This is a genomic window from Phormidium tenue FACHB-1050 (assembly GCF_014696925.1).
In the GTDB taxonomy this organism is placed as follows: domain Bacteria; phylum Cyanobacteriota; class Cyanobacteriia; order Pseudanabaenales; family Pseudanabaenaceae; genus Pseudanabaena.
Genome location: NZ_JACJQY010000004.1, coordinates 31,616 through 58,599 on the forward strand (window position 1 = coordinate 31,616; position 26,984 = coordinate 58,599).

Annotated in this window: 18 protein-coding genes; 12 read left to right on the plus strand and 6 right to left on the minus strand. The window is 41.2% G+C overall.

Annotated elements, in window-relative coordinates:
• Positions 1-86: 86 nt before the first annotated feature.
• A complete protein-coding gene (locus H6G05_RS03785; RefSeq protein ID WP_190576446.1) occupies positions 87-509 on the minus strand; it encodes a hypothetical protein in 423 nt (140 codons plus the stop codon).
• A gap of 466 nt (positions 510-975) precedes the next feature.
• Here H6G05_RS03785 and H6G05_RS03790 point away from each other — a divergent pair, with 466 nt between their 5' ends.
• Entirely contained in the window at positions 976-1,791 is an 816-nt protein-coding gene (locus H6G05_RS03790) for a peroxiredoxin-like family protein (RefSeq protein ID WP_190576448.1), read from the plus strand.
• Here H6G05_RS03790 and H6G05_RS03795 read toward each other — a convergent pair.
• Both H6G05_RS03795 and H6G05_RS03800 read right to left on the minus strand, forming a co-directional pair.
• A complete protein-coding gene (locus H6G05_RS03795; protein WP_199310326.1) occupies positions 1,788-2,270 on the minus strand; it encodes a late competence development ComFB family protein in 483 nt (160 codons plus the stop codon). The two genes, H6G05_RS03790 and H6G05_RS03795, sit on opposite strands and share 4 nt — an antisense overlap.
• 99 nt (positions 2,271-2,369) lie before the next feature.
• Positions 2,370-4,589 carry a glycoside hydrolase gene (locus H6G05_RS03800; RefSeq protein ID WP_190576452.1) on the minus strand — a complete coding sequence of 740 codons (2,220 nt, stop codon included), beginning with the start codon at positions 4,587-4,589 and terminating at the stop codon, positions 2,370-2,372.
• Between the two features lie 3 nt (positions 4,590-4,592).
• On the opposite strand from H6G05_RS03800, the gene H6G05_RS03805 reads away from it, so the two are divergent.
• The 7 genes from H6G05_RS03805 (at position 4,593) to H6G05_RS03835 (ending at position 14,528) form a co-directional block, all read left to right on the plus strand.
• Positions 4,593-5,228: a DUF192 domain-containing protein gene (locus H6G05_RS03805; protein ID WP_242025231.1), complete on the plus strand. Its 636-nt coding sequence runs from the start codon at positions 4,593-4,595 to the stop codon at positions 5,226-5,228.
• 274 nt (positions 5,229-5,502) lie between these two features.
• Positions 5,503-6,003 (plus strand): hypothetical protein, encoded by a 501-nt coding sequence (locus tag H6G05_RS03810; RefSeq protein WP_190576454.1) that lies wholly within the window; start codon positions 5,503-5,505, stop codon positions 6,001-6,003.
• 203 nt (positions 6,004-6,206) lie between these two features.
• Positions 6,207-8,090, plus strand: coding sequence for a glutamine--fructose-6-phosphate transaminase (isomerizing) (glmS, locus tag H6G05_RS03815; RefSeq protein ID WP_190576455.1), 1,884 nt, complete (start codon positions 6,207-6,209; stop codon positions 8,088-8,090).
• A gap of 66 nt (positions 8,091-8,156) precedes the next feature.
• On the plus strand, positions 8,157-9,587 hold the full coding sequence (locus H6G05_RS03820; RefSeq protein WP_190576456.1) for a flavin monoamine oxidase family protein: 1,431 nt from the start codon (positions 8,157-8,159) through the stop codon (positions 9,585-9,587).
• A 476-nt stretch (positions 9,588-10,063) separates the two neighbouring features.
• Positions 10,064-10,720 carry a hypothetical protein gene (locus H6G05_RS03825; protein ID WP_190576457.1) on the plus strand — a complete coding sequence of 219 codons (657 nt, stop codon included), beginning with the start codon at positions 10,064-10,066 and terminating at the stop codon, positions 10,718-10,720.
• The gene (locus H6G05_RS03830; protein ID WP_190576458.1) at positions 10,717-12,822 is read left to right on the plus strand and encodes an SMC family protein; all 2,106 of its coding nucleotides are present in this window, start codon (positions 10,717-10,719) and stop codon (positions 12,820-12,822) included. Before H6G05_RS03825 ends, H6G05_RS03830 begins: the two co-directional genes overlap by 4 nt.
• Complete coding sequence (locus H6G05_RS03835) at positions 12,822-14,528, plus strand: hypothetical protein (protein WP_190576459.1); 1,707 nt, start codon at positions 12,822-12,824, stop codon at positions 14,526-14,528. Before H6G05_RS03830 ends, H6G05_RS03835 begins: the two co-directional genes overlap by 1 nt.
• Positions 14,529-14,628: 100 nt before the next feature.
• Here the strand turns inward: H6G05_RS03835 and H6G05_RS03840 are convergent, their stop codons facing one another.
• Positions 14,629-16,422 carry a M48 family metallopeptidase gene (locus tag H6G05_RS03840; protein ID WP_190576460.1) on the minus strand — a complete coding sequence of 598 codons (1,794 nt, stop codon included), beginning with the start codon at positions 16,420-16,422 and terminating at the stop codon, positions 14,629-14,631.
• Positions 16,423-16,550: 128 nt separating this feature from the next.
• Here H6G05_RS03840 and H6G05_RS03845 point away from each other — a divergent pair, with 128 nt between their 5' ends.
• Together H6G05_RS03845 and H6G05_RS03850 are read left to right on the plus strand one after the other, a co-directional pair.
• Positions 16,551-19,067, plus strand: coding sequence for a CHAT domain-containing protein (locus tag H6G05_RS03845; RefSeq protein ID WP_190576461.1), 2,517 nt, complete (start codon positions 16,551-16,553; stop codon positions 19,065-19,067).
• Positions 19,068-19,441: 374 nt separating this feature from the next.
• Complete coding sequence (locus H6G05_RS03850) at positions 19,442-20,806, plus strand: TldD/PmbA family protein (protein ID WP_190576462.1); 1,365 nt, start codon at positions 19,442-19,444, stop codon at positions 20,804-20,806.
• A gap of 132 nt (positions 20,807-20,938) precedes the next feature.
• Here the strand turns inward: H6G05_RS03850 and H6G05_RS03855 are convergent, their stop codons facing one another.
• Both H6G05_RS03855 and H6G05_RS03860 read right to left on the minus strand, forming a co-directional pair.
• Positions 20,939-21,322, minus strand: coding sequence for a pentapeptide repeat-containing protein (locus tag H6G05_RS03855; RefSeq protein ID WP_190576464.1), 384 nt, complete (start codon positions 21,320-21,322; stop codon positions 20,939-20,941).
• A 351-nt stretch (positions 21,323-21,673) separates the two neighbouring features.
• Entirely contained in the window at positions 21,674-22,054 is a 381-nt protein-coding gene (locus H6G05_RS03860; RefSeq protein ID WP_190576466.1) for a hypothetical protein, read from the minus strand.
• A gap of 303 nt (positions 22,055-22,357) precedes the next feature.
• Between H6G05_RS03860 and smc the strand changes: the two genes are divergently transcribed.
• Positions 22,358-25,969, plus strand: coding sequence for a chromosome segregation protein SMC (gene smc, locus H6G05_RS03865; protein WP_190576468.1), 3,612 nt, complete (start codon positions 22,358-22,360; stop codon positions 25,967-25,969).
• Between the two features lie 142 nt (positions 25,970-26,111).
• Positions 26,112-26,552, plus strand: a complete 441-nt coding sequence (locus H6G05_RS03870) for a 2Fe-2S iron-sulfur cluster-binding protein (protein WP_190576470.1) — start codon at positions 26,112-26,114, stop codon at positions 26,550-26,552.
• Positions 26,553-26,984 lie beyond the last annotated feature (432 nt).

The following is a 26,984-nucleotide window of genomic DNA, read 5'->3' on the forward strand; positions in this document are numbered from 1 at the left end:
TATTTTACCTTGTTATTAATTGATGTTACGTGGAACGCTGAGATTGGGGCTTGGAGACCAAACCCCTACCTTTACAAAATCAGTTATTAATCATCAGTATATGGTTCGACCTTAACTTCGGGACTATCGATCGCCGTCATTACAAAAAGGCGATCTTTGTAACGGAAGATGAATGATGTTGGACTGATCCAGCGCATAAACCGAAATCCATTAATCTCACCTGTGAAGCCAAATTTTGCAACAAAAGTTTTGAGGTCAACCATGCGTGCATTGGTTACTTTCTTGCAGCAACCTTCCGTCCCAAATGTTACCTGCTCAATAAATACCCTGTTATAAATATCCTCAAGCAGAATGACAACTCGATAAGCTTTTCCTTGAACCTTTGCATTGACATCACTTGCAAACCAATCAATTGGACTTTGGGAGAGTTGCACAATCCAAGGGTAGTAATTCGTATTAGCTGGAGTTGTTTTGATAGTGACTGGCTCAGCCAATGCAGCACTGGGCATTATTGCCAGAAAAAGAAACACTAAAAGGTGAAAGTTAGGCTTCATTGACTTTACCATCACATATTTTGCTACTATACCGCAAGTTTTGCTTAGGACATAAAAGCCAAGAAGTCAGCAATTCTCATTATAAAAATCGGTTTTTTGAAAGCCCACCTTCGGCAGGCTTTCAAAAAACCGATTTTGGTGTTTCCAGCACCGAAGGTGCTGGAAACACCAAAATCGGTTTCATAATGAGAATTGCTGCCAAGAAGTGAGGGGCGGTGCGAAGTGCCACCCCTCACTTCTTGGCTTTTTATATACCAATTCACAAAAATGTGACGACACTTTTGTGAACTAAAAATCAGACCCAGTAAGGGTTTTAAAAACACAAGATGGTTTAGCCATTTTGTATTTTGGTATTACATCAAGAGATTGTCATTTCGCGATCATATAATTTTTCTTGTGATCGCAATTTTAATAAAATCCAATGCAGCAAACCACTTACGAAATTCTGAGTCAAACCCAACGACAGCGTGTTAGTGATGGCGAGGTTGCCTCAATTTTTGATAATTGTCCATCAGCATTTCGCAAACTAATTTTAGTTTTACCCCAACTAGGTGATTTTGATAGTCTCGAATATATTTGGTGGATACAGAGAGACATCGAACGCCTGAAATTAGCAGAAATTGCAGTTCGGGCAATTGGTATCGGCGATCGCCAATCAGGAGAATATTTTTGTAAATTTACAGGCTTTGATCCTAGTTGGATGTTTGTCGATGCTACGGGAGAACTGCATCGACAATTAAATCTTTACTCAGGACTAACTACTAAATTCCCCCTATTATCATCAGGTCAAAGTGCTTGGATCAATCTAATGCTAATGTGTGCAGGAATTGGGAGCCAAGGAACTTTGAAAGAAGTTTTTCGCGGTTATCGAGGCGATCGCTTTGCCCCACAACTCATTGGCGATCAAGAAATAATTAAAGCGTCTCCATTGCCAGCATTAAAAGGCTCTCTCTTTAAATGGGCTGGTGGTAGCGGATTCCAACGCCCCTTTGAACTAGCCACTTTGCGATTACGAAATATGGCGGAAGTATTAGGAAATTGGAACGCCTATGTACCCGATGCATCTTACATGACACAACGCGGCGGTACATTTTTATTTGATGCTCAAAATGCATTGGTTTATGAACATCGCGATCGTGGCATTTTAGGATTTGCTGCTAACCTCAGCTATCCCCTTTCATTTCTATTTATCGATCAAGACGCTCGACCAAATAGTCAAGAAATAATCAACGCCTAAGCCTTTTCCTCAAAGTCAGGAGCATAGGCTTGGAGGAGGTTACTAAGCTGCGAAAGCACTGAATCTTTGTTTACCGAGCCAAAAGTAGAGCGATCGGGGAAGAATTCAGGACGATCTAGGTTGCGATCGATCACTTCCTTGACCTGCTGGGCGATCAAATGTTGGAGATCGGCAAGCGCTCTGTCCCGTTGATAATTAGCCCCTTGCTCAGTAGTGGCGTACAAAGGCGGTAAACGGTTGAGCGCATAAGCCGCAATATCCCCCAAATCCAAAACTTTATTAGTATTGGCTTCGATCTCAGCGACCCTTGCCACAGCTTCACTCAAAACCAATTCTTCCATGACGTTGATAAATTGCTTGCGAGGTACAGCAACAACTTCCCCCGTAAGCAATGCGCCCATCAGACGATCAAGAGCCATATACTCTTCAACTGATAGCTCAAACGCGCTATCGCAAATCCGCCCCACTTCGGCTTCCATCGCAGGAGTCAGGTAGCCATCTTGTAAAGCCTGTTCGACAATAGACTCAATGCTGGTCTTTTCTAGCTTTTCCACTGTTATCTCTTTAGTAACGCAACACTAAGGTACTTCAATAGGAATAATCGTATATTCAGGTAGAGACATCTGAAAATGCTCTTTTTGGCTGAGCAAGATCACCAGCCGTGCCACAGACTGGGGCTTAACTGCCAAATCGCTCCAAGGTATAGCAACTTCTAGGCACTGCTCAAAACCTATTTTTGTGTGAGTTGCGATAGTTTCCCATTGAAATTTTTCTGTGGATTCTTGAAGTTTGACTGACTTATCAGCAAAATTAATCGCTAGATGATGGCGAAATAAATAATTTAGCGGCGATACGTCAGGCACATCAAGAAGTTCTACAGGACTGTTGGGATGAATCCGACTAGGATAAAACCACAACAAGTGTAGTTTACTTTGGGCGATGCTCTCTAGATTACTAAATTCTAGGCGCAAGTAGCAATAAAAATGATCGTAACCATACCATAGACGCTTGACAGGCGTGTTTTGGTGCATCGCGCCCCTCGCCCCACTAATTTCGATTTTGCCAGCACCTTGCCAATCATCACTTTCAAACCTGCCATTAATCAACGGCTCAATTAAGCCCGTAGGACGATCACTAGTAGACACATCGTGTGGCTCAAGGGGATAAAGCAAAGCATGGGGTACTGGCTCATTGAGGGCGCGATAAATTACCTGTAAATGTTCACGAAATAGACGATCAAACATCGCGTCATCGTTGGAGCTATGCCCTTCACCAAACCACCAAAACCAATCTGAGCCTTCAGCAGCCATCAGGCTTTCCCATGCTTCAGGATTATTCTCAGGTGTCGCTTCATGGTGATCTGCCAAGACATGCCGAGCCTCAGCGAGCAATTCCCAAGCCCGATTTTTAACAGGATCACCAATCCATGTCGTGAAGCTAGAGTCAATCCATGAGCCACTATGCAACTGATGCGGTGGGATTTTATCGATTGGTGGGAATTTGGCTAAATATTCCGAAGGCGTTACCAGTTTCAGATTTTCGTTGTTAGACAAATTCTCATATAGCGTCTGCAAGAAAGGGTTGCCATCTTGAGGATAAAATTCCCAACAGTTTTCGCCATCAAGGGCGATCGTCACTAGCCAAGGCTGACCTTCAGGATGCGCGGCTAAATATTCATTTTGCTGTTTTTGAATTGTCATCAGCCGATCGCATAGGTCATCGCTAGCAGCTTGGGGCAACAAGGCTCCGTAGCTAAAGCCAATCAAGTCCGAGAGCAGGCGATCGCGAAAAATAATAGCCAAGTCACCATGAACAGTTTCGAGACGGTAAGGCTGATAGAGCAAATGCGGCGCATCAATCGCTCCCCGCTCATCACGACGGAAATAATGTCCTAAACTCCAACCTAATACGCCTTCATCGGAACACAACCATGAGAAACCCTGCTTAGAAACATGGGGCAAGATCGCAGGGCTAACGGACTGCTCTGAGGGCCATAAACCTCTGGGATCGCAGCTAAAGTGTTGGCGGTAGACTTCCTTGGCTTTTTCTAAATGTAATGTAATGTCTGGCTCATGACGAAAGCGATGATTGGGCAGATACATTTGTGGCACAGCGATCCGTCCTGCTTGCGTGTCAGCTAGAAGCGGCATGATCGGATGTGTGTAAGGTGTAGTCGTGATTTCTAGTTGTCCATTTTTTTGCATGAGCCGATGCTGTGGCAAAATCCGCGAAATAATCTCACGCTGCTTGCTATAGATCCTCTGGCGATCAGCAAGGGTAAAATCTTTGCCGCGATCGTACCATTCAGCAATTTCAAGATCGGCTTCACGGAAGAGGGGATCAATCCATGCCAAGTTGTGCCAAGCCAGTAAGTCGCTAAAATCTGGGGCTAGCCAATTATTGACACACCACTCGATCCCGTAGGCTTGCCTTTGCGCCAATAAGTCAGCATAACGATGATATGGCTCAATCATGGTCTGATGATTGGCATCAAAGAAATGCTCAACGATAAAATGCTTTTGCGATCGCGTTAGGGTATCCACTGGGGTCAGGGTCAATGCTAAATAAGGATCAAATGCTTTCCCCTCAACATAATCTTGCAGTTGTAAGATAAGAGATGGCACTAGATTAATTGTTTGATGTAGTTTTGGATATCTTGACAACATCAACGCCAAATCTAAATAATCTTTTACTCCATGCAACCTCACCCAAGGCAAATGATATTTGCCTGCGATCGCGCTTTTGTAGAGAGGTTGATGTTGGTGCCAGATAAATGCGATATGTAGAGGATATGACATAGGATGACTGGCAATATGACTGGCGATACTTCTAGAAATTGTGACACACCTAATCCTAGTTCGATCCAAATACTTTGTATAAAGCTATGTACGTTTAGCCTCAGTATTTGCCTGATGGGTTGTGCACCTGCTGCTACCGAAGTGCCTAAGACAGCTACTACATCAGCAACTCCTACTACATCATCACCTGCTCCTCAGACGATTGCACCACAAACTAAACCCAAACCAGTCTCTGAACTGGCTCAATACTTGCCAATTACTGCTACAGCTACAATTGCAGGACGCGAAATTCAGCTAGAGGTAGCCAGTACTGTCAAGGAGCAGGAAAAAGGATTAATGTTTCGCCCCCCTTTACCTGATGATCGTGGCATGTTATTTCCCTTTACGCCTGCACGTCCCACTGCATTTTGGATGAAAAATACACCTTCGCCCCTCGATATTATTTTCTTACTTGATGGTGAAGTGAAAGCGATCGCCCGCAATGCGACAACTTGCCAAAGCGATCCCTGTCCAATTTATCCTGAGGGCGGTGTCGTCGCTGATAATGTGATTGAAGTAAGGGCTGGGCTGACCCAAGAACTTGGTTTAAAAGAAGGCGATCGGATTTCTGTTAAATTCTTGTTGCCAAAAAATCAATGACCACTATAATTCTAGAGTCTGAAATTATTTGCTGTAAGGTTATAGACACAATTAGACATCAAAACTCAAAACTTGTCGCGATCGCTGCATGTTCACCATAGGTTTTGCATTTATTATTGCTAATTATGTCTAGCGGCTTAATAAAGATCTTGCAAAGCAATATTTTTATTAAAAAGTAAATAAATCCCAAAATGTTCAAAACTACTTAGTAATTTCTCCCCGAAAGTGCTAAAAGTAGCAGTGGTGAATCTTGAGTGAAAGAAGAGTAAAAAAAATGACAGCTAGCAGAGCGAGAAGCCCTGAACCACAACGATCGCCTCAGCCTCTCGATCGCAAGAGCAAACGAGGGCAAGCGAGTCGTCAGCCAGCCAATAATCGCAACGTCAAGCGGCTGCCAAAGACTAACTCGTTTCCTTTGCCTCTGTGGTTGCGAGTTTTGATGACTACGCAAAAACTTTCGATCGCTGCAACTGTTTTACTCACGATTTCAGTATTTGTCATCTACGGCTGGACTGTATATGCTCAAGAACAGTGGAATCAACAATATAAAAAGCTCGAACAACTCAAGCGCCAAGAAAGACAATTAACCAATGCGGCTGGCTCCTTTGATAACGAGATGCTGCAATCGGTGCAAAAAAAACCTGGGGATCTAGTGCGCGAGAGTCCTGAAAAATCAATTTTTTTACAAGCGGCTCCTCTGCGCCCCAAGCGTGAAGTTCCGTCTAATGTGTCTGAGCTACCAAAAGATAAAAATAACGAAAGTTTAGGATATTAACGAAATAAGGGGCGCTTTGCGCTCCTTATTTCGTATAGCCAAGAAAAACTTTGAAAGCGTTGCTTCGCAACGCTTTCAAAGTTTTTCTTGGCTATAGTAGGAACTTCGCGTGGTTAAATACAGACAGTTTGTTAGTGATTAATTTTTGGTGCTTTGCACCAAAAATTAATCACTGAAATTTTAGATACTTGTAACTAAGCATTATGTGTGGAATTGTTGGCTACATCGGACATCGCTCGGCAAATGAAGTTTTAATCTCAGGGTTACGCAAACTCGAATATCGCGGCTACGACTCCGCAGGCGTTGCCACAATTCCCCTATTCGATCTACCCACCGATCGCAGTTTGCATCGGGTCAGAGCTAAGGGCAAGCTCATCCAACTTGAAGAAAAATTAAATGCTGATACCGCGCCTCTAGCACCGATTGGCATTGGTCACACTCGTTGGGCAACTCACGGCAAGCCCGAAGAGCATAACGCCCATCCCCATACCAATACAATGGGTAACCTAGCCGTTGTCCAAAATGGGATTGTGGAGAACTATCACCTACTGCGAACTGATTTAAAAGCGCTGGGTCATATTTTTGTCAGTGAAACAGATACAGAGGTGATTCCCCATATGATTGCGGAATTTCTCTCACAACTGGAGAAGCAAAGTAATATTATTCCTGACAAGTCGCCTTCGGTGCTATTTGAAGCTGTGCGACTAACGGTTGGGAAATTGCAAGGAGCCTATGCGATCGCCGTTATCCATGCTGACTATCCCGACGAATTAGTAGTTGTGCGGCAACAGGCTCCTCTAGTGATTGGGATTGGTAAAGATGAGAACTTCTGTGCTTCCGATACTCCTGCATTAGTTGCCTATACCCGCACCGTAATTCCCTTAGAAAATGGTGAAATTGCGCGAATAACTAGGGAATCGGTGCAGGTGTTTAATGCTAAAGGCGATCGCCTCCGCCGTGCGCCCCAGACTCTGAACTGGAATCCGACAATGGTGGAAAAGCAAGGCTTCAAGCACTATATGCTCAAGGAAATCTATGAGCAACCAGGGGTGTTTCGTGCAGGATTAGCGAGTTACATCAGCGAAACAAATTATATTCAGCTAGGTTTGCCAACTGGTTTTATTGACCAGATCGAGCGAGTAGAAATTATTGCTTGTGGAACTAGTTGGCACGCTTCTCTAGTTGGCAAGTATCTGCTAGAGCAGCTTGCGGGTGTTCCGACTAGCGTCCAATATGCTTCAGAATATCGCTATTCGCCACCTCCTTCTTTAAAGAATACCCTCGTCATCGGTGTGACTCAATCTGGCGAAACGGCGGATACATTAGCAGCTTTAGAACTTGCCAAATCAAGAGGCGATCGCTGCCTTGGTATTACCAATCGTGTGGAAAGTTCGATTGGACGAATTTCTGATGCGGTGATTGATACCCAAGCAGGAATTGAAATTGGTGTAGCGGCGACGAAAACCTTTGTGGCTCAACTACTGATTTTCTATTTACTAGCTTTAGAATTTGGTATTGCCAAAGGTACATTAACCGAAGAGAAAGCTCAAGCAATCATCGAAGGATTGCGACAACTCCCCGCCTATATGGAACGGATTCTCGAAAGCCAAGAGCGTTACATTGAGGAGCTTTCCCGTCAATTTACCCATACTAAGGATTTTATTTTCTTAGGTCGTGGAATTAACTTCCCGATCGCCCTCGAAGGTGCTCTCAAACTCAAAGAAATTAGCTACATTCATGCAGAGGGCTATCCCGCAGGGGAAATGAAGCATGGACCGATCGCTTTGCTCGATGAGGATGTGCCTGTGGTAGCGATCGCTACCCCTGGGGCTGTATATGAGAAGGTTCTCTCAAATTCTCAAGAGGCAAAGGCTAGAGATGCGAAATTGATTGGTGTTGCACCTCTTGATGATCCTGCGGCGCATGAGGTATTTGATTACATTTTGCCGATTCCTGTGGTTGACGAGATTTTCTCGCCAATTCTCACCGTGATTCCTTTGCAATTGCTGTCCTATCATGTGGCGGCACATCGCGGCTTAGATGTCGATCAACCCCGAAATCTTGCTAAGTCTGTAACAGTTGAATAAACCACAATAAAGCGGCGCAATGCGCCGCTTTATTGTGGTTTGGATGAAGTAGCAATTAAATTTTTTATGGACAAATATAATCGTCGAAAATTTTTACTTCAGGCTCGCAACTTAACCTACGCTGGAGCAACAAGTTGGCTCTGCGGCTGTGGAAATGCATTTAGTAAGTCTGACAATCTATCAGCTAAGCCATCGCCAGACGATAGTGAAGATAATGAACAGATCATTGTCATAGGAGCAGGGATTGCAGGTATCACGGCGGCAAACAAATTACAGGCTCAAGGATATCGGGTAATTATTCTAGAAGGACGCGATCGCCTTGGCGGCAGAATTTGGACAGATAATTCGTTAGGGTTTCCTTTAGATCTCGGTGCTGCATGGATTCACACCATTGATGGTAATCCAATCTCGCCATTAGTCAAAAAATTTGGGATTCAGACTGTGGTCTCTGATCTTGAATCACAATGGAATTATAAAGGTGTCGATCAATTCCTAAGTAAATCAGAAGAGCGCATGATCAGCAAAGCCTTTCAAGCCTTTACAGATAGGGTTGCCGAGTTAAAGAATAACGCTGGATCATCGCAGCAGATTACTCTAGGTGATATTGCTCAACAAATAATTGAATCAGAAGAACTTACAGGAATTACTCTTAAGGGCTTTCGGGCAACTCTATCTTCGACAATTGAGAGTGAAGTTGGAGAAGATATTGCGAATTTAGGAATCAAGGGTTTTGAGGAAGATTCAGAATTTACAGGAGCAGATGTAGTTTTTCCGCGAGGCTATATCCAGCTTGTACAGGCTCTATCCAAAGATTTGGATATTCGGACTAAACATCTTGTGCAGCAGATTGCCTACGATGATACTGGCGTAAAAGTGACGACCGATCGCGAAGTTTTTAGTGGTTCGCAGGTGATTGTTACGGTTCCATTGGGTGTGCTGAAACGGGGTTCTATCAAGTTCTCGCCAGCATTACCTGAAGAGAAGTTAGCAGCAATTGAACGATTGGGTATGGGCGCATTAAATAGATTAGTATTAAAATTTCCTCAACAGTTTTGGCCATCACAGCCTCACACGATGGCTTATATCAACGGCAACATTCCCGATCGCTATGTTGAATTTTACAACTGGCAGAAATATGTTCAGCAGCCGATTTTAGCCGCCATGTTTAGCGGTGATTTTTCGCGATCGCTGTCACAAATGCCTAAATCTGAAGCAATCCAGAACATCATGTCTGATTTGCGATCGATGTTTGGCAAAGATATTCCGTTACCCACGGCAACATTATTGACTCAATGGCATAATGATCCTTTTGCCTATGGTTCTTACTCTACTTTTTCGCTCAATGGTTCTCTTCAAGACTGCGATCGCTTGGCAGAACCCATAGGCGATCGGGTGTTTTTCGCAGGTGAGGCAACTTATGGTAAGCATATAGGAACCGTGCATGGTGCTTTATTGAGTGGGGAGAGAGAAGCTAATAGAATCACGCAACAATCTTAAATAACTTGTGTAATACCAATTCACGAAAGTGTTGCCACGCTTTTGTGAATTAAAAAATAAACCCAGTAAGGGTAAAAAACAAAATGGCTACGCCATTTTGTTTTTTGGTATAAGAGCAGGTCAAAAGGATGCTCCTACACAAGTTATAAAGCATCATTGCCAGTGAATTGTATAGCAAAGCAAGTTTTGCTTAGGACATAAAACCCAAGAATCGAGTGACGGCGCTTCGCGCCGCCACTCGATTCTTGGGTTTTGGTTTGTACTAGCTTTATCAATCTATTCTCTCAAGGCGATCACAATTACTGTGATTCTTGAGTTCTAGTTGATCGCTTTAAACCTAGCTCTTCTAAAAAACGATAATTTTGTTTGAAACTGGTTAAATAATGTGTAATATATGAATAAATTGTTTGGATTGATTAATAAATCTTCTAGCGCGTCCGAGTTTGCTTAATTGTAGATTTCTCGACTAAATTTATATGGATGAAGCTACTCTAATTCGTCAATACCAAGATAGGATTCGGATTTTTTTGCTTTTGTTGTGTTTTAGCAATGAGCATGAAGATCCAAATTTTCCAGAAAGAAAGAAAATCTTTGAAAGTGAAGTAAGAATACAAAAATTGGATTTTCTTTTAAGAAATCCAGACTATTTTGCCTATGAGTTATTACATTATGCAAGAGAGAATGACTCGAAAAGGAATGAGATCAAGATATTGATTAAAGAAATATTTAATTCTAAGGAACCTGAATTAAGGCGAATTGAAATGGAAAAGTTCTTTTTTGGCGCTTATGAAGATATAGATGATGTAATTGCATTTTTGAAGAGCATTGACTTTATTGATTTCACTAGTCAAAAAGATTCTGAACTAAAAACAGTAAGTAAAAAATATTACATAACCAATTATGCTTTAACAAAAGTTAATCATTATTCGATAGATAAAACCTCTCTAAAATGGTATTTAGATCGTTGTAGTCATATCCATAAATATTTTGGAAATCTTTCAGGAACTCAGCTAAAGGCTATGCAATATAGAATTGATGAGTATAGGGATACAAAATATGGAGAATACATAGGTGGAATTTCGGAGCGGGTTGTTAATAAGTACTTTGAATTATTTGGAGAGCAACTGATATGAGTTTTGATTATAAGAAGTTTAGAAATACAATTATTCAAAAGTATAATGACATTCTTGATGAAGCAGCTATAGATGATCTTCTAGATTTAGGAGATGAGGGCAATTATAGTAGAGACACGCCTACGTCTACAGGTAGGAGATTGATTTTAATGGATTTGACAATTAAAGGGAAAAAAAGTAATGGAGAAGAAATAAACTTTTTTCAAGAATTTAAGGAGGGTATAAATATTACTATTGCAGATAATTTAAGAGGGAAGTCTAGTATATTTAAGGCAATTCAATTTGCTTTAACAGGTAACAGTAAACTTAAAAATGATATTAAGAAATTGTTTGATTTAATTCTTCTAAATTTCAAGATTAGTGAGAAAGCTTATTGTGTCTACATGAACATGGAATCTAATGTTCTTTCTGGGAGTCTCTACTCTAACAATTTCCGAACAGTAGAAGATATAGAATTGTCGGGAATTTCTGCGATTTTCAACGAAAGAAGTGAGGATAAATTTAGCAAAGAGATGGAGTCATTTTTCTTTGGTCAATTTTCTTATTATTATCTCAAGTGGACTCAAAAATCTCCTAATAAGAATTCAAACGAACTTCTTGAATGTAAGGCAAGTTGGCATACATACTTTAAATCTATATTTTTAGAATCTAAAGATACAAACTCAGATTACGGAGACCAAGAAAAGAAAATTTTTCAGATGCTATTAGGATTGCATCTCACATACCCGATTAATCGCTTGAAAATCAAAAAAGATAAGAAAGAGTCTGAAAAAGCAAGAAAATCAGATTCAAATGTTTTTATAGCGAAGTCTTCAAGTATTGATAGAAAAGAACTTGAAACTAGGATTGCAAATCTAAATATTGAAATTGATAAGTCGAGATCTTTTATAGAAAATGGAATCAATTTTGAAGAATACTCCGAGAGACGTAAAGCTATTAGCAACCAAATTACTCAGGTAGATAATGAATATTTCAAAGCGCAATCCGATCTTCGTGAAGCTCGTACAGAATTATATACAATAGAAGGTGAATATCGAAGAGTAGAGCAAGAACTGAACAAAATCTGCAAAAACATACTTCAAATAGAAAAAGAAGTACAGAATTTGCAAGAATTTTTAGATATTGGTAGATTATTCTCAAATCTTGAAATCAAGCATTGTCCATGTTGTAATAAAAAAGTGTCTAGAACTCCTATTTCATCTAGGAAAAATGAGGTTGAGTGTATTCTTTGTCATGACATTGTTAATTCTGAAGAGGGAACTCAAAGCCAATTAAAACATCTAGAAAAGATAGAAAAGCTTAATCAACAGAAGTTAAAAATCCTTCAGTTAGAGACAGATAGAAAGTTGTCTCTAACTGATTTGCAAAAAGAATGTCAAAGACAAGAAGTGAAAATCGATAGCTTAACAAATAACTTGAAGGCGAAGAACTCTCGTATATTGTCTCTTCAAGTCGAGTTGGAGCATCTAGAAAATATCTTAGCCCAGTATCAAAATAAAATTCTCTCTCATAGTCGGCAATTAGAGGATTTGATCAGCGAAAAAGCAGTAGCAGAATTTCAGCTAAACCAGTCAAGCATAGAGATTACATCTGTAGATAATGATTCATTAGCGAGTCAAATAGAAATATTGGGGTTTGCGATTAACCTTCTAGAGAAGGAAAGATATAATTTGGATAAGAATATTCTGAATGACTTGTCTAACTTAATGCTTGAAGAGTTACATTTGCTTGGACTTACAACTATTACGGCAATTCAAATATCAGAGAAATTTGACATCTCTTATAAGCAAGATGGCAACTTTGTTCGATTTAATCAAATAGCTGAAGGTGAACAACTTCGGGTTAAAATTTCTCTTTATCTTAGCCTGATACAACTTGATGTGAGACATAATTTTGGGAAGCACACTAGATTTTTGATAATTGATAGTCCCAGCAAAGAAGAAGGAGATGCAGTTTATCTTGACGGTTTATCAACATTGCTGAAGAATATAGAAAATCGATTTAGTGATAAACTTCAGATTTTGATCGGTACTGCCCAAAGGAAACTTACAGGAATTGTCAAGAATGAAAAAATCCTAAGTAGTGGTGAATACTTGTTCTAATGAAGGATATAAATAGCCTTTTAAATGAATATAGTATTTTTACAACACCAGAGAAGTTTCACTTTTTTGGTTGTAATGCTCATGAAATCTTAGGATCTTTTGAAGAACGTGAAATATACAATTTTCTTCGGTCAATCATTCTAAATGAAAAAGAAAATACAAATATTCGGAAAAAAGCAATAGAACTTCACACGGAATATATCTTAATTAGTAAACTCAAGCCCAGATATGCTTTAGATATTTTGATTTCATCTTGGGAAAAGACGCAGGATGTCTTTTTAGAAGTTCGCAGATTAAAAGATTTATTTCTATTCTATGAATTAGAACAAAGTGACATAAAGAAAATATATCAGTTGGGTACTCATAATGATGAAGTGGAGATTCAAGCAGAATCCTATTTTTATTTAGGGTTAATCTATTTTCTTTCAGCTTTGAAGTCAGAAAAATCTGAATTCAAGAAAATGTTACAGGATAGTCTTTCTGCTTTTGACTCTGCATTTGAAATTATTGAAAATCGTATAGATGCAGAGTTTTTCAAGGCAATAATTAACTTTATTTTAGATTTAATGGAAGGACGGAAAGAATCGAGTAATTATCATTTGTCAAGACTAACCGATATATTGTGGCGTAGAGACATATTATCAATATCTAATGTGAATAGCCCATTTTGGGTTAGCTTTTACAAAGTTTTACTGTCTATATCAAAAGTAGAAGAACTTCTTCAGCCTTCATGGTTAGACTATCGAGAAAACTTTTCAAAACTTCATTATTATTACTGTGAAATTAAGAATGACGAACTTAAAGATAGGTTGTCAGAGAGTCTTTTAAAAGAAGAATTTTCCAAATATTGCATAGCCAGTTTTTTTGATCCTTATATTTTAATTAGTCCTAATTATGAGTTAGCTAAAATTGATGTACGTTTAAAGGAAGTAAGTGTTAATTCTGAGGAATATAAATTTTTAAACTATTTGAAAGAATTAGGAAGTAATTCAGATAGCAAAAAAAAAATTGGCATTGAGGAGCTAACAAACAAATTTTTGCAACTTTTTCCAGACAGAGACCTCTCATTGATTGAGCCTCTTTTGTCTCAAATATCAAATCAAAGCGATGTGAATAAACTTTTTCAAGCATTTAATATATTAAAAGAGCCTAGTACAGAGTTATTTTTAGATTCTTGTCTTCATTCTTGTATTGAACTACAAAGCAATAAAATCTATTCAAAAGCTAGTGAAGATGAAAGAAATACATTTATTGCAAGTATCCTCAATACTAAAGATTGGGTTGTAAAAGATCAGACTAGAAGAGGGCTATCGTATCAAGGAAAATCGGCAGGTGAACTTGATATGTTCATCACTTTACAAAATGGGCGACCATTTGCTGTTGTTGAGGCATTAAATCTAGATTCTCTTGACAAAAAATATATTGATTTACATCTGGAAAAAATATTTCGCTACGATACGCTTGGACTTAAGCAGAACATGATTTTAATCTATTCATCAGCACAAAAGTTTAATGAATTATGGAAAAAATACTGCGGTTATATTAAAGAAGTAAACTACCCCTATGACTTAATTCAATCTAACAAACTTGACAGCTATAATATATTTCCTGAAATTAGACTTACAGAAACGATTCATCTTCGTGAGGGGATGGAAGTTTCTTTGTTTCATATAATGGTTAATATGAATGTTTTGATTAGAGACTGATTTAGATATCTCCTTCAAGGCGATCGCAAATATCAAATCGACAAGTATAGGTATAAATAATTAAAAAAAGCCTTGCAAAGCAAGGCTTTTTTTAATCAAATTAGAATGGAATCCGAAACACTCGACCACCGCCAGTACTTTCTGTGACTTGCCAAACTAAACCTTGATCGCCAGTATCTCGCCAAGGCTGCTGGAAGACCGAGAGAGTGCCTTTAGCAGTTTCTCCCGCATTCACAACGTTTTTGCCAGAAGCACTGATGAACTGTGACGAAACTGTTTTTCCATCAGCATTGGTTGTTTTCGCAAATATAGGCACAAATCCAAAGGACTGACTGCTATTGTTGACGATTTCTACATTCATTATGTATTTACCGCTCGACTCAACCTTACCTCCATTAATGTTAATGCTCACATTGTCATTGGTTTGCCCAGCAACTACAGCCACCTTGCCTAAAGTTGGCTTGTTACTGGGTTTAGAAGTAGGAGTTGGAGCATCTGTAGGGCGTGAATCTTTAGCTTCCGATTTACAGAAAGCACCCCGCGCCGCAATTAGAGCTTCAATATTCTCTAATGAGTAGCGGTTGTAGTTGCGATTCTGGACGGCTGCTTGTAAGTATCTCACCCGCTCTGAAGAAGCAGGATGACTATCTAGCCAACCTGTCTGCCGATCTTTCTCATAACCACGCCAGCGATCAAACACGCGATATAGTCCATCAGCAGAATAGCCAGCCGAAGAGAGAATGCGTGTGCCTAGGAAATCAGCTTGTTGTTCAAGCGATCGCCCAAATGCAAGTTCTGGTTTAAGATACTCTAGAAAAGTATTGATCAACCCTACTTTTTTTAAAGCTCTAGCTTTAGTTTCGGTAATAATTTTTTGATAGGAATGCGAAAAGACCGCATGGGCAATTTCATGACTGAGAATACCAGCTAGCTCAGCTTCCGATTCCATATCGGCGATCGCACCTGTATTGATGAAGATCTTGCCTCCTGGTAGAGCAAAAGCATTGAGGGAGTTGTCTTGGATGATATTGAACTCATATTTGAAATCATCACGACCCGATAGCTTTGCTAATTTCTGACCAAGGTTGTTGATATATTCCGTCAGTTTCGGATCAGTTACTAACGCCACACTCTGTTTGATTTCGGCAGCACTTTCTTCGCCAAACCCCGATTCTCCTTTAAAAATCTGCTCAATGATTTTGCGATCGCCCGAAATAAGTGCTGAAATAAATGACTCATTTTTGAAATCATTAATAAACTGATTCATGTAATCATCAGCTAGCTTCTTATATTTAGGAGCGTCAGGATGTTCGGGATAGTTAAGCGCAAACTGACGGGAAGCAATGGAAGCCTCTACCTCCATCTTTTTGGATATGAGTAGTTTGAGTAATGGCTCTAATAAATCCACGCGATCGGGATAAATGCCATAGGCGCGATCTAAGGTTTGGATCGCTTTGTCTGGTTGATTCCAGCGGAGGGATGCCTCCGCGAACTTGATATGTCCAGTAATGAATTCAGGATAATTGTCGGATAGCTTCTCCAAAGCAATTAATGATTTGGTTGACAGTCCAGCCTCTAGTCCTTCTTCAGCATTCTGCCAATATACCTTAGCGCCACTCGCTAGATTATCCACATTTCTTGTCGGCGGATTAGGCGCAGCTACGTTGGGGAGAGCTTTTTTTACAGATTGTTGCAACTTGACCGCTTCAGCGAGATTGTTACTCTGAATCAATCGATCCGCTTGAATTAGCACAGCCACACGTCTATTTCTTTCAATTGCTTCCGCATTGCCCAAAGAAACTTCGGGGATCTTGATGCAATTAGTTTGATTTTGAGACTCAGCTTGACCAACAAAAAGAAACGAAATCAGTAAACCAATACAGAATAGTGACATCCACCTCAAAACTGTTCGGCGATAGACAGAGAAGATAGGCACAATAAAATCCTAAAACTAATTAAATTATAAGTAATTCTAAATTTTTCAAACCTATCAAATTGTAAACAATCATTTATTTTATATAAATGCACTACATTATTGATTTATCTGCGAATAAGTACAGCAATATGATCTTTAAGGCTTTACACAAAGGTTTCTGCGCTTCTGTTTGGTTGTTGCCCCTTTCGATTGGTATATACGGAACTTGGACGCATCTGGGGCTAACATCTGCGGCAATGGCTCAAATTAGCTCACCAGAAAGTTCAGAAAATACTTTAAGAACAAAGTCATCGGATGCTGACATTCTGCAAAAGAATGGGAGTGCATTACAGAAAAAAGGACAACTTAACTCCGCATTAGAAGCTTTTCAGCAAGAATTGAAGCTTAGCACAGCAGAGCAGGATCGCGCTGGACAGGCTCAAGCATTGAATGGTATAGCCTCTGTTTACAACGACTTGGGGCAGTTTGTACGGGCGATCGAATCCTATGAACGCGCCCTCAAAATTAGCAAAGACATCAAAGACGCATTGAGTGAGAGCAGCATTCTCAACAACATGGGCATCGTCTATCGCAACTTGGGTCAATTTGATCGCTCGATCAAACTCTATCAAGAAGCCCTCAAACTTCAACAAAAATTAGGCGATCGCTTTGGTATTGCCAGAACAATTAACAATTTGGGACTGGTCTATCGCAACAATAAAGAATATGCCAATTCTCTAGATTATTATCGACAGGCTCTAGCATTGACCAAAGAATCGGGCAAAAATCCCGCAGGTGAAGCCGTAATTCTCAACAACATTGGCTTTCTCTTGAATGAGCGTGGGCTGAATGCTGAGGCTTTTAAAAGTTATCAGCAATCCCTAGAAATCAGTCAGAAGTTAGCGGATCGGGTCAATGAAAGTATCACTCTCGGCAATATTGGACTGCTCTACAACAGCCAAGGACAGTTTGAAATCGCACTCGGTTACTATCAACAGGCTCTAGCAGTTAGTCGGCAAACAGGCGATCGCGCAGGTGAGGCTAAGCTTTATCAGCATATTGGTTCGCTGCTCAAAGAACGGAAGCAAAATGTTTTGGCGATCGCCTATCTTAAGCAGTCAGTCAATATCTACGAAGAGATTCGGAAAGACCTCAATTCCCTAGCACGACAGGAGCAAAAACTCTACGCGGACACAATTGCACCAGTATATCGTCGGCTTGCAGATTTACTTTTACAGCAGGATCGGGTGATCGAGGCACAGCAAGTGATTGATCTACTCAAAGTGCAGGAAGCGGATGACTACCTCAAAAATGTCCGTGGCAATGAACAAACTGCCAAGGGCGTAGAGTATCAGCCTGTAGAAATGCAAATGATCAACTTGAATAGAGAACTTGCTGATTTACAAGTATTAGAAAATCAGAACAAGCTCACTGCTCAGCAAAAGGAACGATTCACCTCTCTCGTCAATCAAGAGAAAGAAGCTAATCGACAATTCAACGCTTTTTTGAATAGTGCAGAAGTGCAGAAACTAACTACGGAACTAAATAACGATATCCAACAGCAAAATGTGAATCTCAAAGCGATCGTTAGCCTCCAAAAAGAACTCAAGCAGTTAAATGCAGTGATTATTTATCCACTGGTACTGGAAAGCAGGCTGGAAATTGTATTGATCACTCCTTCATCTCCACCCATACATCGTGCAGTTCCAGTCAGACAGAGAGAAATTAGTGCTGCCGTCGAAAAGTTTCGTGAAGACTTACGAGATGCTAGTAATTTTGATTTTAAAAATACTTCGCAACAGTTTTATAAATGGCTGATTGCTCCCATTGAAGCTGAATTGCAACAAGCCAATGTGAAGACAATCATCTATGCTCCTGATAGTCGATTGCGCTATATTCCCATTGCGACGCTCCACGATGGTAAACAGTTTCTGGTTGAGAAATACAAAATCAATAATATTACGGCTAGTTCACTAACGAACTTTAACCGACCTTCAATAAATCAACCTAAAGTCTTTGCTGGAGCTTCAACCACCGCTCATAGTGTGAATGTGTTAGGTAAGACTATTTCCTTTGTTGCTATTCCTGCTACCCAAAAGGAAGTCAAAAACATTGTCAGTATATTCCCAAATGTAACGGAACTAGTGGATCAAAGTTTCACCAAAAATTCAACCAAAACAAGTACAAGTTCCCATACGATCATTCATTTAGCTACCCACGGTTCATTTAATACAGGTACACCAGATGAATCTTTTTTGATCTTTGGAGATAGCGATCGCCTGACTTTGAGAGAGATTGAGACTTGGGCGCTTAAAGGCGTAGACTTAGTGGTTTTGAGTGCTTGCGAGACAGGAGTTGGCGGCAAATTAGGCGATGGAACAGAAGTACTAGGATTGGGCTATCAATTTCAGAATGCTGGTGCAAGAGCCGTAATTGCGTCTCTATGGACAGTTGATGATGGTGGCACTCAGAAACTAATGGATGCCTTTTATGCCAGTCTTAAAAAAGGTATTTCCGCTACCGAGTCGTTACGTTTAGCACAAGTAGCATTAATTCGAGGTGGTGAGCCATTCGATCATCCTTATTTTTGGTCTGCTTTCTTTCTAATTGGCAATGGGCTATAGGTTCAAAGTCGGCGCGAAGCGCCGACTTTGATTAACTGATATGGAGTGAAAGGCTGAGATTGGGGCTTGGAGACCAAGCCCTTACCTTTACAATTATGTAGGGATTTGGTCTCCAAATCCTCTTTTATAGCTGCCGTCGATTGTGTTAGGACAAAAGCAAAAAACCAAGAAGAGAATGGCGGCGCTTCGCGCCGCCATTCTCTTCTTGGTTTTTATGTCCTTATACACTTGGCGACAGCTATAAGATAACTGGGTTCTGCGTAACACCACTTATACCAAAGCACAAAATGGCTTGGTCAATTTGTGCTTTGGCATAAGTGGCTATAGCTATAGTTGCTAGAATGACATAAACAACTAAAAAGATTAAAAGGTTTATGTCATCAGCGATCAGTGTGGAAAAATTAGTCTCCGATGCTAAAGAGACCGCAAGCAAGCTAAAAATCGACAAATTTGATATTTATGGCGCAATCGTCGATGAAACTAGTGCTGAAGTCGATAGCGGCGAACCTAAGCAAGTATCAGCCTCTAACCGCGCTAGCATCACCGTGCGGGTTTGGAATGATCAGGGGACAGTTGGCGTAACTTCTACCACCAATATCGATCGCCTTGGTCTAGAACTTGCACTCCAAAGCGCCCATGAGGCAAGCTTTTTTGGAGCTAAGGAAAATATTCCTGATTTTAGTCCCGAAGCGATCGCTGATATCCCCTCTCGCGAATCACAGACTGCACCACAAACAGCGATCGAGCAGCTAGTTGCAACCCTCTTGGGCGCAGAAAAAGAATTACTAGCGAAACATACAGCGATCGCAGGTGTTCCCTATAATGGTTTGTCTCAACGCGATGTCAGTCGCTTCTATTTGAATAGTGCTGGGGCAATGCGAAATGAGAGTAGTTCCTATAGCTCTATTTATCTTTATACTAAAACGGAAGAGGAAGATAGAAAACCTCGCAGTGCTGGTGCGTATCGCGTGAGTCGCAGTTTTGAAGATTTAGATGTCAAGGGTTGCATTGAGGAAACTGCGGAGAAAACGATTAGTCATTTAAACTATGACAAAATCAAATCTGGCAAATATTTAGTTGCATTCTCTCCTGAAGCTTTCTTAAGTCTAATCAGTGCTTTTTCCAGTCTCTTCAATGCCCAAAGCATTCTCGACAAAAATAGTCTCTCTAGTCCTGAGTCCATCGGCACACAGATCGCATCACCACTACTAAATGTTAGCGACGATGAACTTCATGTGGGAAATGTGGGTGCATCAACTTTTGATGGAGAAGGCACTCCCACACGCCGCACTCTGTTAATTGTGAATGGAGTTTTAACCAATTTCCTACATAGCTCTGTTACTGCAAAACGCTTAGATGCTAAACCCACAGGCAATGGTAGCATTGGCTCGAAGGTTTCAGTCAGTCCTAACTTCTTCCATGTTGAGCGTAGTAGCGAGGCTAATGTATCCAATGAGAAGGTCTACGATTTGGCAACGGCTGAGAATGTAATTTTAATCGACGATCTCCAAGCCCTCCATGCAGGTGTGCAGTCTTCGCAGGGTTCTTTTTCGTTGCCCTTTGACGGCTGGCTGATCAATAAAGGCGATCGCGTTAGTGTTGAGTCAGCTACGGTAGCGGGCGATATTTTGGACTTGCTAAAGGCGATCACCTATGTCGAGCCAGAAGTAAAAATTACACCTTCAGGTGTCGCGCCCCAGATTTGGGTCGAAGGACTATCCATCACAGGTGAAGCTTAAGTAATACCAAAACACAAAATGGCTACGCCATTTTGTGTTTTTAAAACCCTTACTGGGTTTGGTTTTCAATTCACAAAAGTGTTGTCACACTTTCGTGAATTGGTATAAATGGGACACCTTGTGTCCCACTTTCTAGGTTTTGGCATTGTATAAATTGGTATTAGTCATTTGAGCGCCATCAAAAATAGCATCTTGCAAATTAGCCCAACTCAAGTTCGCGCCCCTCAAATCTGCCCCACGTAGATCCGCTTTGCGTAAATCTGCACCCTTAAGATTGGCATGACGCAAATTAGCTCGATGGAGATCAGCACTATTCAAATTGGTATAACTCAGATCTGCCCCAGTGAGATTAGCGCGACAAAGTTTAGCATTCGCCAAGTTAGCTTTGCTCATGAGGGCGTGGCTAAAATCAACCTTGTGCAGATCGATCGCCTGTAAATCTACTCCCACTAGAACAACGTTAGAAAATACTTTGCGCCCCGTTCGATAGATTTGCAAAAATTCTTTAGCATCCATTAATTGATCAGCCTTGGCAAAAGTCTATTAGTTATTGTACAAACAAATTTTTAAAAGCCCTATAAAGTAAGGTTTTTTAAAACACAAAATGTCTACGCCATTTTATAGCTATTCAAAACCCAGATATTATGAGGCGGCGCTTCGCGCCGCCTCATAATATCTGGGTTTTATGTCCTAACAAGAATGGCGACAGCTATATGTTTTTAAAACCTTACTGGGTTTGGTCTTTAATGCCCAAAAGTGGTGCCACACTTTCGGGGATTGATACTAAAAATTAATTTATAGCAATGCAAGTTTTGCTTGGGACATAAAACCCACAAGATTAGTGACGGCGCAAAGCACCGCCATTACTTAGCTTTCAAACGAATCAAGATCTAATGCTGCGGAGCCTCCCTTTTCTAGCTCAATCAACATCTGTCCTAGTTGTCGCCAAACGAGCAGAGCAATACCGACGGTAATAGGAATCGCAACGATATAACCAAATAGGGTCGGCAACCCAAACACTTCTAGCCCTGTTGACATAAAGACAGCGATGCTGATGGTCATACCTATATAAGGGACTTTGATGCTGGCACTCTTTAGTTCCAGCATGACGCGAGAAGACTTACTGCTAGACCAGATGTTAACTAGATTGCGTAAAGTTACTTCAAATGATCGCCCACAAGCGAGTCCAGCAACGAGGGAAATAGCAAACAAAAAATATGGTGGATCAGAGGGAAAATAGTAATTCACAGGTATATAAAGTTTTGTAGTGTGTCTTTATATTAAGCTTACTAGTATTGCAAGGTACACAATCATATTTCAGTAATTCTCATTATGAAACCGATTTTGATGTTTCCAGTGCCAAAGGCACTGGAAACATCAAAATCGAATTACCCAAGGATTAGAGGTGCGGCGCTTCGCGCCGCACCTCTAATCCTTGGGTAATCGTAAGAATATTTATGCCATTTTTGCCAAGTTATGATAACGTATTGGCACTTTCGTGCTGCCAAAAACTAGCTTACCTCCCCCCGATCGCTATCGCGTATATTGCATATGTACATTAAAAATGTAGAACTCACCAGATTTAAGTCCTTTGGCTCAACTGTGTCCATCCCATTAATGACTGGGTTTACGGTTGTTTCAGGTCCCAATGGTTCGGGTAAGTCTAATATTCTTGATGCACTGCTATTTGCGCTGGGACTTGCAGGCTCCAAGGGGATGCGAGCCGATCGCTTACCAGACTTAGTAAACCAAGCCCATAGTAAAAAAGGTCGAATGGTCGAGGCGATCGTTACGGTTACCTTTGCCCTTGAAGATGCTGAAGTGACGGCTCTACAGGCTGAAGGCGTAGAAATACCTACCGCAGAGGGGCAGTCTGTGGGTGAATGGACAGTGATGCGAAAGTTGCGGGTGACTAGTCAGGGGACTTACACTTCTACCTATTACATTAACGGAACTCCTTGTAACTTAAGTGAGTTGCATGAACAATTAGCCAAATTCCGTATTTATCCTGAAGGTTATAACGTTGTTTTGCAGGGGGATGTAACGGGCATTATCTCGATGAATTCACGAGAACGGCGGGAAATTATTGACGAATTAGCAGGTGTGGGCGAATTTGATCGCAAAATTTCTACGGCCAAAGATAAATTAGATGATGTCAAGGCTCAGGAAGAGCGATTTCGGATTGTGGAGCAAGAACTAATTGCCAATAAAGAGAAACTAAAAAGCGATCGCGTCAAAGCGGAAAAATATAAGGCGCTACGGCTAGAATACGAACGGATGGAAGCTTCTGAGGCAGTTCTTCAGCAGCGTGAGATCCTTTATCAGCAATCGCTTCGCAATGTTGAGCTGGTTAATAATAAGGAACAATGTAGCAATTTAGAAAAGTCTCTAGCCGAACTATCACAGGTGATTGAGACAGGTACTGTCCAACTGAATGAATTAAGCGATCGCGTCCATACTCTCGGTGAAGAAGAATATCTCTCGGTTTCTAGTAACTTATCGGCACAACAGGCGGAACTACGTGGCTTACAACGTCAACAACAGTCTCTAACTAGCTCCTATCAAAACAATCAAAACCATATTGTCAGCACCCAAGAGGAAATTGATCGCCTTTTACGTGAAGCTGAAGAACTAGAATCACAAAAGCAATTTAAAGAAGAATCGGTAATTACTGCGGAGAAAGCTCGCGATCAACAGTCATCGATTGTTTCGCAATATCGTAAGGAAGTGCAAGCGATCGCCTCAGCTTCATCGGAATGGGTGCGCCAACAAACGCAACTGCGTCAGGATGCGGATCATGCTCAAGCCGAACTTGATCCTCAAAAGCAAGAGCAGACAAGGCTTAGAGAAGTTCTTAACCAACGTTCAATTCAATTAGAATCGCAAGAGCGCGAACTGCAAGAAGTCATGGCTGGCGAAGGTCGCTATGCAGTTGACATGTTGTCTAACCAGTCCCTTGAAGATGCATTACGTCTGCAAGAAGCGGAAGTAAGTGGAGCCGAGACTTTAGTCCAGACCCTTGCTAAAAATCTTGCTGAAGCTCAATTAGAAGTGCAACTTCAGAATGAGACTATTGATCGAATTACTCAAGAACAGCGCGTCAAAACTCGCCAACTTGATAAATTGGAGGCACAGGTACAGGCAAGCCGCGAAGTACAGGGAACCAAAGCTTCACAGGTAGTAATCGAAGCGGATCTGTCAGGAGTATATGGCTTAGTTGCTCAGTTGGGACTAGTCGAACCTCGCTATCAATTGGCTCTGGAAATCTGTGCAGGTGGACGCTTAGGGAATTTAGTAGTTGAAAATGATCAAGTTGCTGCCGAAGCGATCGCACTGCTGAAACGTGAACGTGCAGGGCGGGCTACTTTCTTACCTTTAAACAAACTACAGTCCGCTAAGTTCCCTTCGCGTATAGAAGCTCAAAAGCTAGGGGCGATCGACTATGCTTTCAATCTCGTTACCTACGAAGATCGCTATCAAGATGTATTCTCCTTCGTGTTTGGAAATACCCTCGTATTCGAGCATCTTGACCAAGCGCGATTTCATATCGGTAAATACCGTATGGTGACCCTAGAAGGGGAAATTCTAGAAACATCAGGGGCGATGACAGGTGGTAGCGCTCCTTTGCATACCAGTCTCCATTTTGGTAATACTAAACCTGCGGAATCTTCGGAAACAAAGCAACTACGCGATCGCCTGTTGGAAATTGATCAGATGTTAGCGCGTCTGAATCAACGTTTGCGCGGTGCATTAACGGGAATTGCAAAATATGAAGAGCAATTGCAAGCAGCAAGAACTACACATCGCGAAGCCCAACTCAAACGCGATCGCATCTACGAACAAATCGAACGCAATAGTCGCGATCGCTCTCGCTTGCAAGACCAAATTCAACAAACTCGCACTGCCATTGAGATAGGGCAGTCACAATTAAATACCCTAGACGGCAACATTGCGGAACTAGAAGCAAAACTTTTAGTCAAGCGCGCCGAACTTACGGAACTCGAAAAATCGGGAACCCATACCCGTTGGCTACAAGCTCAAGATGCTCTACAAGGTCAAGAAGCGCTGCTCAATACGGCGGAAATTGAACTTCGCACTGCCAAGCAACAGTTAGGAGAATTAGAAAATCAGCATAAATTAGCCTTGGAGAAAATGGCACAACGTCAAACTCGTCTCCAAGAATTACGCAGTACTCAAGCTGAACTGATTAATAGCACATCGCAAATTCAGCATCAAATCAAACAAACTGAAGCTGCGATCGCCTCCTATCAATCTCGTTTAGAAGTTCTCGAACAAACCATTGGCTCCGCAAAACAAGAACGTGATGCCTGTGAGCGATCGCTGCGTACTCAGCAACAACAACAACAGCAGCAGCAGTGGCAACTCCAAAAAAATCGCGAACGTCAAGCCGAACTCGAACAGCAAATTGTTCAATTCACGGAACAACTTGATCAAATTGAACTTCCTGATATTATTCCTGAAGTTCCTGAAACCATGACTCTAGAACAACTGCAACTAGAGCAACGCCGCTTGCTCAAGCGCATCCAGTCCATGGAGCCAGTCAATATGATGGCGATCGCTGAATACGAGGCAACATCTCAGCGTCTTGAGGAACTTAGCAACCGTCTGGAAACCCTTAACCAAGAACGCACTGAACTTTTAATCAGAATTGAGAACTTTACGACCCTCCGTCAACGCGCTTTCATGCAAGCCTTTGATGCGGTCAACGGGCATTTCAAAGAGATCTTTGCCGAACTCTCTGATGGCGATGGATATCTACAACTAGAAAATCCTAATGCTCCTCTTAGTGGTGGGCTAACTCTAGTTGCCCATCCTAAAGGAAAACAAGTTCAGCATTTAGCATCCATGTCTGGTGGGGAAAAATCTCTCACGGCCCTCAGCTTTATCTTTGCTCTACAACGCTATCGTCCATCGCCGTTCTATGCCTTTGACGAGGTTGATATGTTCCTCGATGGCTCGAATGTGGAGCGTCTATCAAAGATGGTACGGAAGCAAGCTAATCTTGCCCAATTCATTGTGGTCAGTTTGCGTCGCCCAATGATCGAGGCATCAGAACGGACAATTGGTGTAACTCAAGCAAGGGGTGAGCATACGCAAGTTCTGGGATTAGAACTGCGATCGCCTTCAATCGCAACTTCATAAAAAAACGATTTTGGTATTTCCATCGCCGAAGGCGATGGAAATACCAAAATTTATTAAACTTGTCCAAAAAAGGTTAGGATCATCAACGCACTATGCGGGTCATCTCAGACCACTAAACTTTTTTCGGCACAATTTAATCTCTATGCCGTGTATTAAACTCGAACCTCTAGGAATTACGATCAACGTCTCCGCAAAAAATGGATTGTGGCGATCGCTTAAACATGCCAAGGTTGAACTAGTCGCAACTTGTCAAGGACAAGGAACCTGCGGCACTTGCGCTCTGAGAGTATTTGAGGGAGCAAACTGCCTCAGCACCATGCAAACCTTAGAACAAGTTACCCTCAAAAATACGCGTCGTGATTTATCGCTTTATCGTCTGACCTGTCAAGCCTCAGTCTTAGATGATGGAGTCGTTTTTTACTTAGATAACAAAGCCGACAAAAAACTAGCACAAATTTTTGAACGTCTCAAAAACCGCATTGCTCCTCGCAATATCTATCACCCCATCACCAATGAGTTATTAGTTCAAGAAGGGAACCTAATTACACAAGAGATTTTAGAACGGTTACTAAGTGATTTCTAAACATAAGAGGCGGCGCTTTGCGCCGCCTCTTATGTTTAGAAAAACAAACATAGCAATCTTATAGCTACCGTCGATTGTGTTAGGACAAAATCAAAACCCAAGAAGAGAATGGCGGCGCTTCGCGCCGCCATTCTCTTCTTGGGTTTTATGTCTACACTTGGCGACAGCTATAAAAGAGTCGTGAGATTAAATAATTTATGAAAGTGTGCCACTTTACAGCACACCTTCATAAATTATTTAGGATTGATCTAGTGTTAAAAATTACATATTTTTTTTAACTTTTAGATACTTGTCTTTTAAGAGGTTATAGACTGGTTAACAAAATTATTACCTCTAACTGTTGCATCTTTCATGATTTATGAATTAACCAAGTTTTGTCCTGAACTCCTCAGGGCAGAGCATCTCTGTTAATCACAGACTTGAAAACCTGTA